This is a genomic window from Methylophaga sp. UBA3613 (assembly GCF_002375415.1).
Taxonomy (GTDB): domain Bacteria; phylum Pseudomonadota; class Gammaproteobacteria; order Nitrosococcales; family Methylophagaceae; genus Methylophaga.
Window position 1 is genome coordinate 43,867 of the sequence record NZ_DFLS01000005.1, and the last position, 15,307, is coordinate 59,173.

Sequence of the window (15,307 nt, forward strand, 5' to 3'; positions counted from 1 at the left end):
CCTAACAACCCAAGGGCACCCCTTGTGCTGGCCTGCGGCTCCACTGCGTTGCGTTTTTTGTCAGGGAGACTCACCAAACTCGCTTCGCTCAAACAGGTAAGTCTCTAATCCTGACAAAAAGCCGCTACTCGTCAACACAAAAGGGGGATCCACGAGCAACACGCTTGAGGCATTTTCCTTGATGCCCTTATGCGAAGCCGAGCATCGCAGAGCTGGTCGGATCAGCATGACGGCTGTCTGAGCGCAGCGAGTTTCCGTCATGCCCGACCAGATCGAGAAGCACAGGGAACCCGCAGGGCGAGCATGGGCTGCCCTTTTCTTTGGTTCGTTTCTTTTGGGCAAACAAAAGAAATGAACTCGGGCTTTAGTCCGAAATTGCTAAGTTGAAAGTCACAATACAAGTTATTGAGCGATCGGGGGTAACCCATGTAGTTGAATTAACCTGTTACCGATGTATGTGAATCCCAAAACTGTCTTTTTGTTTGGTTCGTTTATTTTGATTCGCGATGAATTTGTGGGTACGCAAAATAAATGAACCCCCAGCGGTAACGACAAGGTTGAAAATCTCAATCCGATTGTTGAGTTTCGTACCTCAGCTCAACCTACTCTGGATTAAGATTCAAGCTGCTTGATTTCATCAGCCAGCACTTGAGACTCCTCGGTAAGCGTAGCAAATTTCCGTATATCACCACTGCGCTGTGCGAGCATGGCTTGCTCCTGTTTTTGAGCAAGTTGCTTTTTTAGTTTTTTGACAGGATCCGACTTGAATAATGAAAACATGGTTTGTTTCTCTGAGATAGATGCTAATCAGAGAGAAACAAACACTGAAAGTTCATTAATCATTTAGCTTGTAATCGTAATCAATGGTCAACGGCGCATGATCCGAGAAACGTTCATCCCGATAAATATTAGTGGCTTTGACTTTACCTTTGAGACTCGGGCTCAGAATATGGTAATCAATGCGCCATCCGGTGTTATTGGCCCAGGCCTGTCCACGATTCGACCACCAGGTGTACTCGTGCTCTGCTTGTGGTAACTCGCGGAAAGCATCGACAAAATTCATCTCATAAAACAACTTGTCCAGCCAGGCGCGCTCTTCCGGTAAAAAGCCGGAGTTTTTCTGATTGCCTTTCCAGTTACGGATATCTTCGTTTTTATGGGCGATATTCCAGTCACCGCAAATAATGTAATCACGACCGGATTCTTTCATTTCCTGCATTTTATTTTCGAAAAACTCCATGCAGCGATACTTAACCTGTTGGCGTTCATCACCAGATGTTCCTGATGGCAGATAGAGGGAAATCACACTGAGCTTGCCAAATCTGGCTTCGATATATCGACCTTCTATATCGAACTCGGCATTGCCCATACCGGTAATAACTTCATCCGGCTGAAGACGGCTGTAGATTGCTACGCCGCTGTAACCTTTTTTGACCGCGTCGTGGTAATAGCAGTGGTAGCCTTCAGGAGTGAAAATCTTGTCTTCCAGCTGATGTACTTGCGCTTTTGTTTCCTGAATACACACAACATCGGCATCTTGTTTTTTTAACCAGTCAAAAAATCCTTTTCGCGCAGCGGCTCGGATCCCGTTCAAATTCGCTGATATAATTCGCATCATTCACTCGTGCTTGAAAAAAGACAGCATCATACCATTTACAAATGGAAGCAAAATCAGGATAATGCCCGGTTCATATACAAATAGCTGATTCTTAGGAGAAACACTTTGGCAAACTCAGCACAAGCAAAAAAACGCGCCCGTCAGGCGGAAACTCACCGTCAATTGAACGCTAGTCAGCGTTCAGCGATGCGTACTAAAGTAAAAGCACTCAGAAAAGCGATTGCTGTTGGTGATAAAGAACAAGCCGTTGCTGCATTTCAAGCTGCAGTTCCAGTTCTGGATCGCATGGCTCGTAAAGGCCTGATTCATAAAAATACTGCTGCACGTGGCAAAAGCCGTTTAAACAACGCTGTCCGCGCAATGTAATTGACTGTTCTATAGAATCAGCTAAAAAAAACCGGCTCGCGCCGGTTTTTTTATGTCTGTCATTTATCCCGTGACGACCAGATTATCCCGATGAATTAATTCCGGTTCATCAACGTATCCTAATAAGCTTTGAATCGCCTGACTAGGCTGCCCCATAATCCTTACGGCCTCATCAGCGCTGTAATTCACCAGGCCGCGAGCCACTTCCCGCCCCTGCAGATCTGTGCATAAAACCAGTTCACCACGGGTAAACTGTCCATCTACCTGACGCACACCTACCGGTAAAATACTTCGACCTTGCTGTTTTATTACCGCGACAGCACCATCATCAAGCATCAGACGACCTTTAGGAACCAAATGTCCGGCAAGCCACTGCTGACGAGCTTTAATCGGTTTAATGTCGGGCCATAGTAATGTGCCCACGCCCTGACCTGCCGCCAGATGACGTAAATTCAGTGGATGTTTGCCAGATAGAATCACCGTAGTCGCGCCGGATCTTGCCGCGCGTCTGGCCGCAGCTAATTTGGTTGCCATACCACCACGGCCTAATTCGCCTTTACTGTCACCCGCCATACCATCCAGATTTGGATTATTGGCCGCAGAGGCTGCCAGCATTCTGGCATTGGGGTTTAATCGTGGATCACTATCAAACAAGCCATCCTGATCGGTCAGGATAACCAAAACATCGGCTTCAACCAGATTAGCGGTCATGGCTGCCAGAGTGTCATTATCTCCAAATCGGATTTCGTCAGTGGCAATGGTATCGTTTTCGTTAACGACCGGCAGAATGCCCATCTCAAGCAAAGTATGCAATGCACTGCGCGCATTCAAATGGCGGCCACGATCCGCTAGATCAGAGTGAGTCAGTAGAATTTGTGCGGTGTGAATGCCGTGTTGTTCACACGCCGTGGCATAAGCATGGATAAGTCCCATCTGTCCCACACTGGCTGCAGCTTGTAACTGATGCAAAGCATGTGGACGTTTTCGCCAGCCCAGTCTTTGCATACCCGCGGCAACTGAGCCGGAGGTGACCAGAACGATCTCTTTACCCTGACTTCTCAATTCGGCAATTTCGCCACTCAGCCAGCGAATACGATCCACATCCAGGCCTTCTCCGGGCTTGGTTAATAAAGCACTACCAATTTTAATCACCCAACGTTTGGTTGATAAAAGTTGCTGATGCGGATTTTCCACAGTTATTCCTCGATGGGTTTAGCGGGAGGCTGCTCACTCTGACGTAAATCATCCAAGTATTGCATGATATCTTCACACAACTGCGCGCAACCTTCACCAGTCTGTCCACTGATTTTGTAGACAGGTCCTTGCCAATCAAGACGGGTCAACACTTCCTGTGTAAGTTCGTCACGGATATCATCCGGGACCAAATCCATTTTATTCAGAATCAGCCATTGCGGCTGCTTGCCGAGGGCATCGCTGTAATGGAGTAATTCACGGTTAATAATTTTAACGCTTTCCACTGGATCCTGTTTCACATCAACTGGGGCCATATCAACCAGATGTAATAGCAATCGAGTGCGGGTTAAATGCTTAAGGAACTGAATACCCAAACCGGCACCTTCAGCTGCACCTTCAACCAGGCCGGGAATATCGGCAATAACAAAGCTGCGTACATCTCTGAGTGTCACCACACCTAGATTTGGATGCAACGTCGTAAAAGGATAATCGGCTACTTTTGGTTGGGCGGCAGAAACCTGACTGATAAAGGTGGATTTTCCGGCATTTGGTAAACCCAATAACCCGACATCGGCTAATAATTTCATTTCAAGGCGTAAGGTACGCTCTTCGCCTGGGGTTCCATCTGAGGTTTGGCGCGGTGCACGATTGATACTGGATTTGTAGCGGGCATTTCCCAGACCGTGCCAGCCACCTTTTGCCACCATAAGCTTATCGCCGTGTTTGGCTAAGTCACCAATCAGTTCATTGGTGTCTTCATCCCAGGCTTCGGTACCTACGGGCACTTTAATAACCAAATCTTCGCCACGGGCACCGCTGCAAAGTTTGCCGCGGCCATGTTCGCCACGCTGGGCTTTAAAGTTACGTTTATAGCGGAAATCGATAAGAGTGTTTACTTGTGTATCTGCCAGCAGATACACATCGCCCCCGTCACCACCATCACCGCCATCCGGACCACCGAAGGGGATATATTTTTCACGACGAAAGCTCAGGCAACCATTACCGCCGGCACCCGCGCTGATTTTTATTTTCGCTTCATCAACAAATTTCATACTGCCGACCAGATAATTTTTTAATAATTGCCACAAACAAAAAACCCCGCATCAGCGGGGCTTTCAGCTGTTTGCCCCAACGGGCTAACAAATTCTTTATTCAGCGATGACGCTGACAAACATGCGATTGTTCGCACCTTTGGTTTCGAATACAACTTTACCATTGGCTGTCGCAAACAATGTGTGGTCTCTACCGATACCAACGTTACGACCTGCATGGTAACGAGTGCCGCGTTGACGAACCAGAATGTTGCCGCCTAATACTGCTTCACCGCCAAAACGTTTAACACCAAGGCGTTTCGACTCGGAGTCGCGACCGTTGCGGGTACTACCACCAGCTTTCTTATGAGCCATGTTAAATCCTCTTTAAATTTGTCAAATCTTAGGCAGTGATGCCAGTGATTTCGATTTCTGTATAAGATTGGCGATGTCCCATCTGTTTCCGATGGTGCTTACGACGACGGAATTTGATGATTTTAACTTTGTCCGCACGACCAACTGAGGCCACAGTTGCTGTTACTTTTGCGCCATCTAAGAAGGGTGCGCCGACTTTAATGTCTTCGCCTTCACCGATCAATAAAACTTCACCCAGTTCAATGGTATCACCCACTTCACCTGGCAATTTTTCAACGCGGAGCTTTTCGCCCTCTTTAACTCGGTACTGCTTACCACCAGTCGCGACAATAGCGTACATCGCTTTCTCCAAAAAAATAAATGTTATTGTGGGTAACCCAACAAAAGACCGGGAATTTTAACCGCTTTCTACATTCAGATCAAATGCAAATTGAATTATTTGCGAATCGCTGTTACCCGTGAGAAAGTACGCGTTTAATTCATCTAGAACAGGCAGACAAACGCCCCGTGGATATACAATCCATTTACGCACTCATCCAGCAGGATATGGATTCAGTTGACGCCATGATACAACATCGGCTGCAATCTGAGGTTGTATTAATTAATCAGCTTGGCCATTACATCATCAATAGTGGCGGCAAACGCTTGCGCCCGGCTATTGCTTTGTTAAGTGCCCGTGCCTGCAATCATCAGGCAACTGCGCATATTAATCTTGCCACCATCATTGAATTTATTCACACCGCGACCCTGCTGCATGATGATGTGGTCGACAATTCAACGATGCGCCGGGGCCAGGAAACGGCCAACAGCGTATGGGGAAATGAAGCCAGTGTATTGGTGGGTGATTTTCTTTATACCCGCGCATTTGAAATGATGGTGGAACTGGATTCGATGCGCCTGATGCAAATCCTGTCACATACCACTAACGTGATTGCCGAGGGTGAAGTCTTACAGCTACTTAATGTGCATGATGCAGACACCACTGAAGAACGCTATCTGCAGGTCATTCATCATAAAACCGCCAAATTATTTGAAGCGGCTGGGCAGCTAGGTGCGTTAATCAGTAATGCCTCTGCGGAAATTGAAACGGCATTAGCGCAGTATGCGATGCATCTTGGCAGTGCCTTCCAACTGGTGGATGACTTACTCGATTACAGCGCTTCCAGTGAAACTATTGGCAAAAATATTGGTGATGATCTTGCTGAAGGCAAACCGACGTTACCGCTGATTTATGCCATGCAAAATGGCTCCAGGGAACAGTCCGCGGTCATTCGTGAAGCAATTGAACATGGCCAACGTGATAAAATCAATGACATTATTGACATTATCCACAGCACTGGCGCCATTGACTACACCGCCGCGGCAGCCCGCAAGGAAGTCGAGCAGGCCAAGGCCTATCTCAGTATCGTTCCAGATTCACAATACAAAGCGGCCTTAATCGGATTGGCTGATTTTGCTGTTTCCCGCCACTTTTAAATACGGCTATGAGTAGATATTCATTTTGTATATTTAACTTAGCTTGGTTAGGCTGAACGGCTATGGCTGAAATATATAAATATCATATGTTCATTTGCACCCATCAACGCGATGATGGCAGTGATTATTGTGAAGAACACGGCGCACAGTCACTGCGTGATTATGCCAAGCAACGGGTTAAAGAACTCAAACTGAAAAAAGTCCGGGTGAATAATTCAGGTTGCCTGAATCGCTGCAAATTAGGTCCGATCATGGTGATTTATCCGGAAGGTGTCTGGTATCAATATCATGATAAAGCAGATATCGATGAAATCATCGACACTCACCTGGTCAACGGCAAAATTGTTGAGCGACTATTAAAATGACACCGCAACAATATTGCCGGGATAAAGCGGCGAAAAGTGGTTCAAGCTTCTATTATAGTTTCCTTTTTTTACCCACAAAAAAGCGCAATGCCATTATGGCTCTATATGCTTTTTGTCGTGAAGTTGACGATGCGGTTGATGAGATAAGTGATCCGTTAGTTGCAGCACAAACTCTCGCCTGGTGGCGTCAGGAAGTAGCAAATACCTTTCTCGGACAAGCCACTCATCCCGTTGGAAAAGCCCTCGCTGAGACCCTGCAGGATTTTGATCTGCATGAAGAATATTTTCACGAGATCATTGATGGCATGGAAATGGACTTAACTCAACATCGTTATCCAGCCTATAAAAATCTGGCCTTATATTGTCATCGAGTTGCCAGTGTTGTGGGTTTACTGTCAGCACAGATATTTGGTTTTTCCGATCGAAGTACGCTGAAATTTGCCGAGAAACTGGGACTGGCTTTTCAACTCACCAATATTATTCGTGATGTTCGTGAAGATGCTGAGCGCGGCCGTATTTATCTGCCTTTGGACGAAATGCAACAATTTGGTGTCAGCGAACAAAGTATTCTGGATTTACAACAAACCGAAGCGCTGACAAAGTTACTCGAGTTTCAGGCGCAGCGTGCCGAGCAGTTTTATCAGGAAGCGATGCAGCTGCTGCCCACGCAGGATCGATATCATCAATGCACCGCACTGATTATGGCCGAAATTTATCGCACTACTTTGCAGGAAATTGCCATTGATAATTTCCAAGTAATGAAACAGCGAGTCTCACTTACTCCGATTCGTAAATTATGGCTGGCCTGGTGCACTTACCGACGTGAAAAAAAGCTCGCCAAAAGCCAGAATTAATATGCCCCCCCTCATTATTGGTGGTGGATGGAGCGGACTTGCAGCGACTGTCCGTTTAGCCGAAGCTGGGCAAAAGCCTATTCTGTTCGAAGCAGCAAAACAACTTGGCGGGCGGGCCCGCACCATCAAATGGCAAGATCTCGAAATAGATAATGGTCAGCATCTGATGATTGGTGCATACCAAAACATGCTCGATCTGCTTCAGCGAATCGGTATTGAAGAAAACAGCGTTTTTCATCGTAAAGCTTTGGATCTACACATCCTTGATTCGAAGTTCCCCCCATTACATTTATCTGCAAACCGCCTTTTACCCTGGCAACTTGCTCTTTTACCCAGACTTTATTCCAGTCTCGGCTGGCAAGAATTACGGCTTTTTTTACGATTAGCACGTCAACTTAACGCTCCCTCATATACACATAATATTACTGTAGAGCAGTGGTGTCGCCAGACAGGCCAATCGGCAAGACTTATCACGCAGTTGTGGGGCCCGTTATGTCTGGCGATTTTAAATACACGGATAGAACAAGCTTCAGCCAGTGTTTTTGCTGCAACTCTCAGGGATAGTCTTACCGCAAAAAGAAAATCGGCTGATTTGCTGATCCCGAAAAAACCGCTGGGTGATGTACTGCCTGAACCTTCGAGACGTTTTATAACAGAGCATGGTGGGGAAGTTAGGTTACAGAGTCGTATTGAAAAAATTATTATTGAGGCTGGCAAAGTGGCTGGGATTATTACCGGTAACAAAGAATATATTGCTGCAGATAATATTATTGTCGCCGTCTCCCCCGGTATTCTCTATAAGCTTTTAGGTGAGCAGCTTAATCTTCCACCAGTTTCTGAATATCCAATAAGTACAGTCTATTTGCAGTATTCACCGCAATTCCGGCTAAAGGAACCAATTATCGGTTTGAGCAATACCTTACCCCATTGGGTCTTTGACAGATCAGATCAGTCTCCGGGATTAATTGCTGTCGTTATCAGCGGCCCTGGAGAACATGAATCACTGACTAAACAGCAACTGACTGAACAGGTCGTTTTAGCATTAACAGAGCTTTTACCGGAATTACCGGCTAACTATCACACCGCACATGTTATTCGTGAAAAAAGAGCTACATTTTGTTGCGGAGTGGTTGAAAACAACCAAAGACCAAGCTGTAAAACAACTATTGATGGCCTTTGGATCGCTGGTGATTACGCTGAAAATCCCTATCCAGCAACACTAGAGAGTGCTGTTATGAATGGCTATCGGGCCGCTGAAAAAATTTTAGCGGGAAAATTCTCCTAACAACATGTCGATATCCTTGCGATTGCTTGTTATACTCGAAGATTAGTTCATTAAACCTAAAGAGGGGATGTCATGTTAAATCGTATGCGTTTAATTTTTACCGGTCTTTTTCTGAGTCTGGCACTGATCGCCTGCAGTGATGAAAGCGATACTGCTGTTACCGATAGTAGCGAAACAGAGACATCATCTCCTGCAACTGTTGAATCTGCTCCTGAAGCAACAGAAGCAACCTCCGAAGGTAGCGAAGACGGTATCCAAGCTGGAATGACCAGAGACGAACTTATCTCAGCTTATGGTGAACCAGATATTGCTCAGGAAAGAACATTAGACCAAATGAATATGGAAACACTTGAGTGGCATAATGATGACGCTACCATCATTGCACAATTACTTGATGGTAAAGTTACCTACGGACGTATTATTCCCAAATCTGAATAAAGACCTGTATGTTGTCACAAGCTGAGCAGTCCATACTCAGCGGTAAAGTTGTGCTTGTTACCGGTGCCCTTGGTGGCATCGGTAGCGAAGTCGCTTTGGCCTATGCAAGACATGGTGCGACGATTATTCTGCTAGACAAAAATATTGCTCAGTTAGAAAAATTGTACGATGTCATTCTGCAGGAAAGCGGCATTGAGCCCGCAATATTTCCAGTGGATTTTAAAGGTGCGACAGCGGATGACTATCAGCAACTTGCACAGACCATAAAAGTAACTTTTGGTCGACTAGATGGATTAGTGCATTGCGCAGCAGATGTAGGACAATTGGCTCCAATCGCCAATCAGGACATCAAACAATGGGCAGAAACACTTCAAGTTAATTTGACGGCCGCCTTTTTACTGACGCATGCCTGTCTTCCCCTGTTACAAACCACCGAACAGCAAAGTTTTATTATTTTCACTACCGACAGTCAGCATGATAAGGCCTATCGTGGTGCTTATGGATTGAGCAAAGCGGCTATTGAATGTTTTTGCCACCAGTTAGCCCTGGAAATGGAAGCTGCCGCGAAAGTCAGGGTGAATTGCATTGAACCTGGCCAAGTAAAAACTAAATTGCATGCACGGGTTTATCCAGCAGCAGATCCTCAACACCTCCCCGAACCAAGCGCGGTCATACCGGCATATCTCTATCTTGCCAGTGACCAAAGCGGCCATTTACATGGCCAATGTGTGAATGCGCAGATGGAATTGCCCGTCAAAGTTTTGGCATAACTCTATAACACGTTGTATTTATTGATTAATTTAACCATGGCATATATTTAGCATGGTTATTATAAATTATCTTATTTACGAGCGTGCTCATGATTCATTCATTGCCTTCAGACACTACAAATTTGCGTCGCCTGGAACAGAATACCGTTTCAGTTGTACAAGCGACTCCTGTTTCAGTGGAACGCGAAGATGCGTTGGCAAAACTCCCCTTAATTCTGCAAACTTCACTGGATACCAGACAGCTCCTCAGATTGTTTGACGAGCAAATCAAACCATTACTCGCCCACAGTGGTCTTCAGTTTACGCATCCAGATAATAAATTTGAGTTCAGATTGGGCGCCAAGCGTCATCATAAATGTAATTATCAGCTTGAAATTGATCATGAGTATCTTGGTCAGTTGACTGTCAGTCGCGGATATCGCTTTTCCGATAGCGAAATCAATCTGGTAGAGGATTTATTGTGCAAACTTGTATACCCACTGAGAAACAGTCTGCAATACGCTCGGGCATTAGATGCTGCATTAACGGATATGTTAACGCAGCTTCCTAACCGGCAGGCTTATAAAAACACCATTGAACGTGAAATAGATCTGGCTCATCGACTAAAACTGCCGCTTTCGCTGATGGTGCTTGATATTGATTACTTCAAGAAAATTAATGACAGTTTTGGGCATCAGGTCGGTGATGATACGTTATGCCGGGTAGCGGATACATTATTGTCCAGTTTACGTCGCAGTGATGCACTGTTTCGAATTGGTGGTGAAGAATTTGCGATAGTACTCAGCCATAGCAATCATGAGGCAGCTTTGCAGGCGGCAGAAAGATTACGCTTGGCGATTAATGAGTTGAACCAGACCAATACCGAACAGAAGTTTCCCATTTCAGTCAGTATTGGTTTGGCAGATTTGTGTGTCGGTGAATCAGCCGATAACTTGTTTCTTAAAGCAGATGAGGCCTTATATCAGGCAAAATTTGCTGGTCGCAATCAGGTCATATCTTCCCGCGAGATATTTTAACGGTCATTACGTCCACGAATCCGTGGGCCTCGTTTAGCCGGTTGATCATCAGCTTTTCTTGATCTGGGTGAAGCCTTTTTTGCCGGTTTATCTGGCCACTTGGATTTTGGCGCTTTTTCTACCTCCACATCCTTGACTGCCGCCACTTTTTCCACACTACCGCGTTTAGTGGTTTTTGTTTTTAAACCCGCTTCTTCGTATAGATATTCCAACTCTTTGCCTTCCAGCATCATCCAGCGGCCAGGCTTGAGTTTATTTGGCATGATGACCGGACCGTAACGCAGACGAACCAAACGGCTTACCTGCACGCCCTGGCTTTCCCACAGCCGTCGGACTTCACGGTTACGGCCTTCCTGAATCACTACATGAAACCAGCTGTTTGCACCTTCACCACCACCTGGCTGAATATCAGAAAAATGGGCTTTACCATCTTCCAGTTCAACACCATCGCGTAAGGTTTGCATCATCTCCGAAGTGACTTCCCCAAGGACACGCACTGCATACTCACGATCCATTTCATTGGATGGATGCATTAACTGATTAGCCAATTCACCATCTGTGGTCAGGATGATCAAACCACTGGTATTCAAATCCAGACGTCCCACACTGACCCAGCGACCTTCTTCCGGCACAGGTAAAGATTGATATATGGTTCTGCGGCCTTCCGGATCACTGCGAGTACACACTTCACCTACCGGTTTGTGATACAGCAAAACCTGCGGCATGCTTTGTTGCCAGATGCGCTTGGATGATAAAGGTCGCCCTTCAAGTGTGACTCTATCCTTTTCAGTAATCTGATCACCCAGCGTTGCTGGAACACCGTTGACCTGTAATTTTCCATCTTTTATCCAGCTCTCAATCAAGCGTCGTGAGCCATAGCCGGCACGTGCCAGTACTTTTTGTATTCTTTCAGCCATAATAGTTTTTCCTTGGGCCAGTTTATTTTTCATCGCCAACACTGCTGGAAACGAGATTTGTTTATAACAAGGCGGAAATGATGAAATGTACTCATTCTACATAGGTCATTTCTAACGCAGATGTAGACAAATCTCGTCCCAGCCCTATGGGTTGTGACTGAAAATGTGCCACTTCCGTCCACGAATGGACGATATACCGCGCGTCTAGGGAGGTGCGCACCGGTCTAATATGTTAATCGTTTATTGTGGGCCACTACCAAAACGCCGGGAGCGTTTTTGAGCGCAAGTCCCACTAGGGGTGAGATACATGGAATTATCTCACAACCTCTCTTCTCTCACCTTGTTTGGCTGGTTTCAGTCATAACAGAGGTGGCTATTAAAGATAACTTGGCCCTGTAGACTATTTATAAGCCAGCCCCATTGCTGCACGAACTTCGCTCAATGTTTCCTGAGCCACTTCTCTTGCTGCAGCACTGCCATCATCAATAATACGTCGTACATCTTCTGGATGTCTGCTGAAATCATCTGCCCGTTCACGGATAGGTTTGAGTTCGGCAATCACCGAATCGATCAATGGACCTTTACAATCAAGGCAACCAATTCCAGCCGAGCGGCAACCTTCCTGAACCCATTTTTTCTGACCTTCATCTGAATAGACTTCATGTAATTGCCAAACCGGACATTTATCGGGTTCACCCGGATCGGTGCGGCGTACACGGTTTGGATCGGTTGGCATGCGCTTAATTTTTTCGGCGACAGATTGATCAGATTCACGCAAAGAAATGGTATTGCCATAAGATTTGGACATTTTCTGTCCATCCAGTCCTGGCATTTTAGGAGCCGGTGTCAGCAGCGCTTTTGGTTCGGGCAGGATGACTTTACCGCCACCTTCCAGAAAACCAAATAAACGCTCCATATCACCAAGCGCCAGACTTTGCTGATTTTTTAAGAGTTCACGAGCAGTCTGCAACGCTTCTGCATCACCCTGCTCCTGATAGGCTTTACGCAAATGGTTATATAACTTGGCGTTTTTCTTACCCATTTTCTTTACGGCAGCTTCAGCTTTTTCTTCAAAATCCGCTTCACGTCCATAAATATGATTAAAGCGACGGGCAATTTCACGTGTTAACTCAACATGCACCACTTGATCTTCACCAACCGGTACCTGACCTGCCCGATAAATCAAAATATCAGCACTTTGCAGCAGCGGATAACCTAAAAAACCATAGGTCGATAAATCTTTTTCTTTAAGTTTTTCCTGCTGATCTTTGTAGGTTGGTACGCGTTCCAGCCAGGATAAAGGCGTGATCATCGATAATAATAAATGCAGCTCAGCATGCTCCGGCACACGTGATTGCAGGAATAATGAAGCGGATGATGGCTCAATTCCGGCAGCCAGCCAATCAACGACCATTTCCCAGACACTGTCTTCAATCACTCGACTATCTTCATAGTGAGTCGTCAACGCATGCCAATCAGCAACGAAAAAGAAGCAATCAAATTCGTGTTGTAATTTAATCCAATTTTTCAGCACACCATGATAATGCCCCAAGTGCAATTGCCCTGTCGGGCGCATGCCTGAAACAATACGACGTGACTGATACGCTACCGTGTCCAAAATAATCTCCTGATGAGCTTGCTCAATTCAGTGTTTTATAAAATAAAGAATACTTGCATTGGCATATCAAAAATAAATGCCAGCAATCCCATATAAGCCTGCATCAAAGGCCATAAAATCATCATAACGATGCCAAAATAGAGTAACGCCAGCAAGATAAAAAAGCCGTAAGGTTCAACTTTTTCCACTCGCCATGCCAGGTGAGGCGGCAAAATGCTGACTAATACTCTGCCGCCATCTAGTGGAGGCAAAGGTAACAGATTTAGCAACATCAACATGCCATTCACTAATACACCCGCCACACCCATGTAAATCATCGGTCCGGAAATCAATACGTCATTCACTGCCAACACCAGACCCAGCTTGGCGACCATGGCCCATAAAAAACCCATTACCAGATTTGCTCCGGGTCCGGCCAAAGCCACCCAGGCCATATCTTTTTTTGGATTGCGCAGATTCTGGAAAGTCACCGGGACGGGTTTAGCCCAGCCAAACATAAATCCGGTAAACATAAGCAATAACCCCGGAACCAGAATAGTACCCAGCGGATCAATATGCTTAATTGGATTGAGTGTCAGACGCCCCATCATCTGGGCCGTTTTATCACCCAGTTTTAACGCAGCCCAACCATGAGCGACTTCATGTACGGTAATCGCAAATAAAACCGGTAATGTCCAGATAATGATCTTCTGGATCAGACTAAACTCGTCACCCATGAATTTTATCTACACCGCCCATATAGGCACGAAGTGGCTCGGGAATATTGACGCTACCATCGGCCTGTTGATGATTTTCCAAAATAGCCAGCAAGGTGCGGCCGACAGCCAGCCCTGATCCATTAAGCGTATGAACCAGTTCGGGTTTTCCCGTTTCAGGGTTCCGCCAGCGCGCCTGCATGCGACGTGCCTGAAAATCACCAAAGTTACTGCAGGATGATATTTCACGATAAGTATTCTGGCTGGGTAACCAGACTTCCAAATCATAGGTTTTAGTAGATGCAAAGCCCATATCACCTGTGCAAAGCAGCATTTTACGGTAGGGTAAACCCAGCATTTGCAGGATTTTTTCAGCTTGTCCGGTCAATTGCTCATGTGCTTCAGCCGATGCTTCCGGCGCAACAATCTGTACCAGCTCGACTTTTTCGAATTGATGCTGACGAATCAAACCACGCACATCCCGTCCATGTGAACCGGCTTCACTGCGAAAACACGGTGTATGAGCGACAAACTTCAATGGCAACTGTGCAGCATCGACAATACTGTCACGCACAATGTTGGTTACTGGAACTTCAGCGGTTGGAATCAGATAGAGCTGGCCATCATCAACGGCAAACAAATCTTCGGCAAACTTGGGCAATTGTCCGGTACCACGCAATGAATCAGCGTTGACCAGATAAGGCACATAGGTTTCAGTATAGTCATGCTCGGTAATATGGGTATCCAGCATCAACTGGATTAATGCCCGTTGCAGACGGGCCAGTTGTCCGGTTAACGTTACAAAACGCGCACCCGTAATTTTGGCCGCCGTTTCAAAATCCATCTGCTGCAGACCGGCGCCCAGATCCACATGATCTTTCGGTTCAAAATCAAATTGACGCGGCGTACCCCAACGAGAGATTTCTACATTGTCGTTTTCATCTTTACCGGCAGGTACATCGGCCTGCGGGATATTCGGCACTCCCATTGCCAGCTCATTAAGCTGTTCCAGTACTTTAGCTAATCTCGCCTCGGCAGCTTTATGCTGATCGCCTAAATCATCAATTTCGGCCAGTAATGGCGCAATATCTTCACCGGAAGCTTTTGCCTTACCTATCATTTTGGAACGAGCATTGCGCTCGGTTTGCAATGTCTGCGCATCAAGCTGTGCCTGACGGCGTTCTGCTTCCAGGGTTTCCAGCAATCCAACGTCAAGCTGAAAGCCACGACGAGCCAAACCTTTTGCAACTTCCTGCGGTTCGGTACGTAATAATTTGAGGTCTAACATG

At 46.1% G+C, this 15,307-nt stretch carries 18 protein-coding genes; 8 read left to right on the forward strand and 10 right to left on the reverse strand.

Translation table 11 applies throughout. The annotated features are described in order from the left end of the window. Positions 1–612: 612 nt before the first annotated feature. Together B3S93_RS05190 and B3S93_RS05195 are read right to left on the reverse strand one after the other, a co-directional pair. Positions 613–780 carry a DUF6435 family protein gene (locus tag B3S93_RS05190; RefSeq protein ID WP_292403901.1) on the reverse strand — a complete coding sequence of 56 codons (168 nt, stop codon included), beginning with the start codon at positions 778–780 and terminating at the stop codon, positions 613–615. Between the two features lie 55 nt (positions 781–835). Beyond that, on the reverse strand, positions 836–1,615 hold the full coding sequence (locus B3S93_RS05195; protein WP_292403912.1) for an exodeoxyribonuclease III: 780 nt from the start codon (positions 1,613–1,615) through the stop codon (positions 836–838). A 108-nt stretch (positions 1,616–1,723) separates the two neighbouring features. On the opposite strand from B3S93_RS05195, the gene rpsT reads away from it, so the two are divergent. Next, positions 1,724–1,984, forward strand: coding sequence for a 30S ribosomal protein S20 (gene rpsT / locus B3S93_RS05200; protein ID WP_292354608.1), 261 nt, complete (start codon positions 1,724–1,726; stop codon positions 1,982–1,984). 63 nt (positions 1,985–2,047) lie between these two features. Here rpsT and proB read toward each other — a convergent pair whose 3' ends face one another. From proB to rplU, 4 genes are all read right to left on the reverse strand, one after another. Beyond that, positions 2,048–3,178, reverse strand: coding sequence for a glutamate 5-kinase (gene proB / locus B3S93_RS05205; protein WP_292354606.1), 1,131 nt, complete (start codon positions 3,176–3,178; stop codon positions 2,048–2,050). 2 nt (positions 3,179–3,180) lie between these two features. Further along, positions 3,181–4,230 (reverse strand): Obg family GTPase CgtA, encoded by a 1,050-nt coding sequence (gene cgtA, locus B3S93_RS05210; RefSeq protein ID WP_292354604.1) that lies wholly within the window; start codon positions 4,228–4,230, stop codon positions 3,181–3,183. A gap of 96 nt (positions 4,231–4,326) precedes the next feature. After that, a complete protein-coding gene (gene rpmA, locus B3S93_RS05215; protein WP_014705802.1) occupies positions 4,327–4,584 on the reverse strand; it encodes a 50S ribosomal protein L27 in 258 nt (85 codons plus the stop codon). A gap of 28 nt (positions 4,585–4,612) precedes the next feature. After that, entirely contained in the window at positions 4,613–4,924 is a 312-nt protein-coding gene (gene rplU / locus B3S93_RS05220) for a 50S ribosomal protein L21 (protein ID WP_069295453.1), read from the reverse strand. Between the two features lie 167 nt (positions 4,925–5,091). Between rplU and ispB the strand changes: the two genes are divergently transcribed. The 7 genes from ispB (at position 5,092) to B3S93_RS05255 (ending at position 10,788) form a co-directional block, all read left to right on the forward strand. Beyond that, positions 5,092–6,060, forward strand: coding sequence for an octaprenyl diphosphate synthase (gene ispB, locus B3S93_RS05225; RefSeq protein WP_292403898.1), 969 nt, complete (start codon positions 5,092–5,094; stop codon positions 6,058–6,060). Between the two features lie 62 nt (positions 6,061–6,122). Continuing rightward, complete coding sequence (locus B3S93_RS05230; RefSeq protein ID WP_292354597.1) at positions 6,123–6,425, forward strand: (2Fe-2S) ferredoxin domain-containing protein; 303 nt, start codon at positions 6,123–6,125, stop codon at positions 6,423–6,425. After that, positions 6,422–7,279, forward strand: coding sequence for a presqualene diphosphate synthase HpnD (gene hpnD, locus B3S93_RS05235; protein ID WP_292403896.1), 858 nt, complete (start codon positions 6,422–6,424; stop codon positions 7,277–7,279). Before B3S93_RS05230 ends, hpnD begins: the two co-directional genes overlap by 4 nt. 1 nt (position 7,280) lies before the next feature. Continuing rightward, entirely contained in the window at positions 7,281–8,564 is a 1,284-nt protein-coding gene (gene hpnE, locus B3S93_RS05240; RefSeq protein ID WP_292748491.1) for a hydroxysqualene dehydroxylase HpnE, read from the forward strand. A 72-nt stretch (positions 8,565–8,636) separates the two neighbouring features. Further along, the gene (locus B3S93_RS05245) at positions 8,637–9,002 is read left to right on the forward strand and encodes a hypothetical protein (protein ID WP_292403890.1); all 366 of its coding nucleotides are present in this window, start codon (positions 8,637–8,639) and stop codon (positions 9,000–9,002) included. An 8-nt stretch (positions 9,003–9,010) separates the two neighbouring features. Then, positions 9,011–9,772 (forward strand): SDR family NAD(P)-dependent oxidoreductase, encoded by a 762-nt coding sequence (locus B3S93_RS05250; protein WP_292403886.1) that lies wholly within the window; start codon positions 9,011–9,013, stop codon positions 9,770–9,772. Positions 9,773–9,861: 89 nt separating this feature from the next. Continuing rightward, positions 9,862–10,788 (forward strand): GGDEF domain-containing protein, encoded by a 927-nt coding sequence (locus tag B3S93_RS05255; protein ID WP_292403883.1) that lies wholly within the window; start codon positions 9,862–9,864, stop codon positions 10,786–10,788. Here B3S93_RS05255 and rluB read toward each other — a convergent pair. The 4 genes from rluB to serS form a co-directional block, all read right to left on the reverse strand. Beyond that, on the reverse strand, positions 10,785–11,705 hold the full coding sequence (gene rluB, locus B3S93_RS05260; RefSeq protein WP_292403880.1) for a 23S rRNA pseudouridine(2605) synthase RluB: 921 nt from the start codon (positions 11,703–11,705) through the stop codon (positions 10,785–10,787). The genes B3S93_RS05255 and rluB overlap by 4 nt on opposite strands. 400 nt (positions 11,706–12,105) lie before the next feature. Next, positions 12,106–13,323, reverse strand: coding sequence for a tryptophan--tRNA ligase (locus tag B3S93_RS05265; RefSeq protein ID WP_292403878.1), 1,218 nt, complete (start codon positions 13,321–13,323; stop codon positions 12,106–12,108). 35 nt (positions 13,324–13,358) lie between these two features. Beyond that, positions 13,359–14,039, reverse strand: coding sequence for a site-2 protease family protein (locus B3S93_RS05270; RefSeq protein WP_014705791.1), 681 nt, complete (start codon positions 14,037–14,039; stop codon positions 13,359–13,361). Next, entirely contained in the window at positions 14,032–15,306 is a 1,275-nt protein-coding gene (gene serS, locus B3S93_RS05275; protein WP_292403874.1) for a serine--tRNA ligase, read from the reverse strand. The genes B3S93_RS05270 and serS overlap by 8 nt, the downstream gene beginning before the upstream one ends. Between the last annotated feature and the right edge of the window lies 1 nt (position 15,307).

Bases quoted from the DNA above. Each gene is read 5' to 3' on its own strand.
- B3S93_RS05190 (WP_292403901.1), bottom strand. From the start codon at position 780: ATGTTTTCATTATTCAAGTCGGATCCTGTCAAAAAACTAAAAAAGCAA.
- B3S93_RS05195 (WP_292403912.1), bottom strand. From the start codon at position 1,615: ATGCGAATTATATCAGCGAATTTGAACGGGATCCGAGCCGCTGCGCGA.
- cgtA (WP_292354604.1), bottom strand. From the start codon at position 4,230: ATGAAATTTGTTGATGAAGCGAAAATAAAAATCAGCGCGGGTGCCGGC.
- rpmA (WP_014705802.1), bottom strand. From the start codon at position 4,584: ATGGCTCATAAGAAAGCTGGTGGTAGTACCCGCAACGGTCGCGACTCC.
- rplU (WP_069295453.1), bottom strand. From the start codon at position 4,924: ATGTACGCTATTGTCGCGACTGGTGGTAAGCAGTACCGAGTTAAAGAG.
- B3S93_RS05230 (WP_292354597.1), top strand. From the start codon at position 6,123: ATGGCTGAAATATATAAATATCATATGTTCATTTGCACCCATCAACGC.
- hpnD (WP_292403896.1), top strand. From the start codon at position 6,422: ATGACACCGCAACAATATTGCCGGGATAAAGCGGCGAAAAGTGGTTCA.
- hpnE (WP_292748491.1), top strand. From the start codon at position 7,281: ATGCCCCCCCTCATTATTGGTGGTGGATGGAGCGGACTTGCAGCGACT.
- B3S93_RS05245 (WP_292403890.1), top strand. From the start codon at position 8,637: ATGTTAAATCGTATGCGTTTAATTTTTACCGGTCTTTTTCTGAGTCTG.
- B3S93_RS05250 (WP_292403886.1), top strand. From the start codon at position 9,011: ATGTTGTCACAAGCTGAGCAGTCCATACTCAGCGGTAAAGTTGTGCTT.
- B3S93_RS05255 (WP_292403883.1), top strand. From the start codon at position 9,862: ATGATTCATTCATTGCCTTCAGACACTACAAATTTGCGTCGCCTGGAA.
- rluB (WP_292403880.1), bottom strand. From the start codon at position 11,705: ATGGCTGAAAGAATACAAAAAGTACTGGCACGTGCCGGCTATGGCTCA.
- B3S93_RS05270 (WP_014705791.1), bottom strand. From the start codon at position 14,039: ATGGGTGACGAGTTTAGTCTGATCCAGAAGATCATTATCTGGACATTA.
- serS (WP_292403874.1), bottom strand. From the start codon at position 15,306: ATGTTAGACCTCAAATTATTACGTACCGAACCGCAGGAAGTTGCAAAA.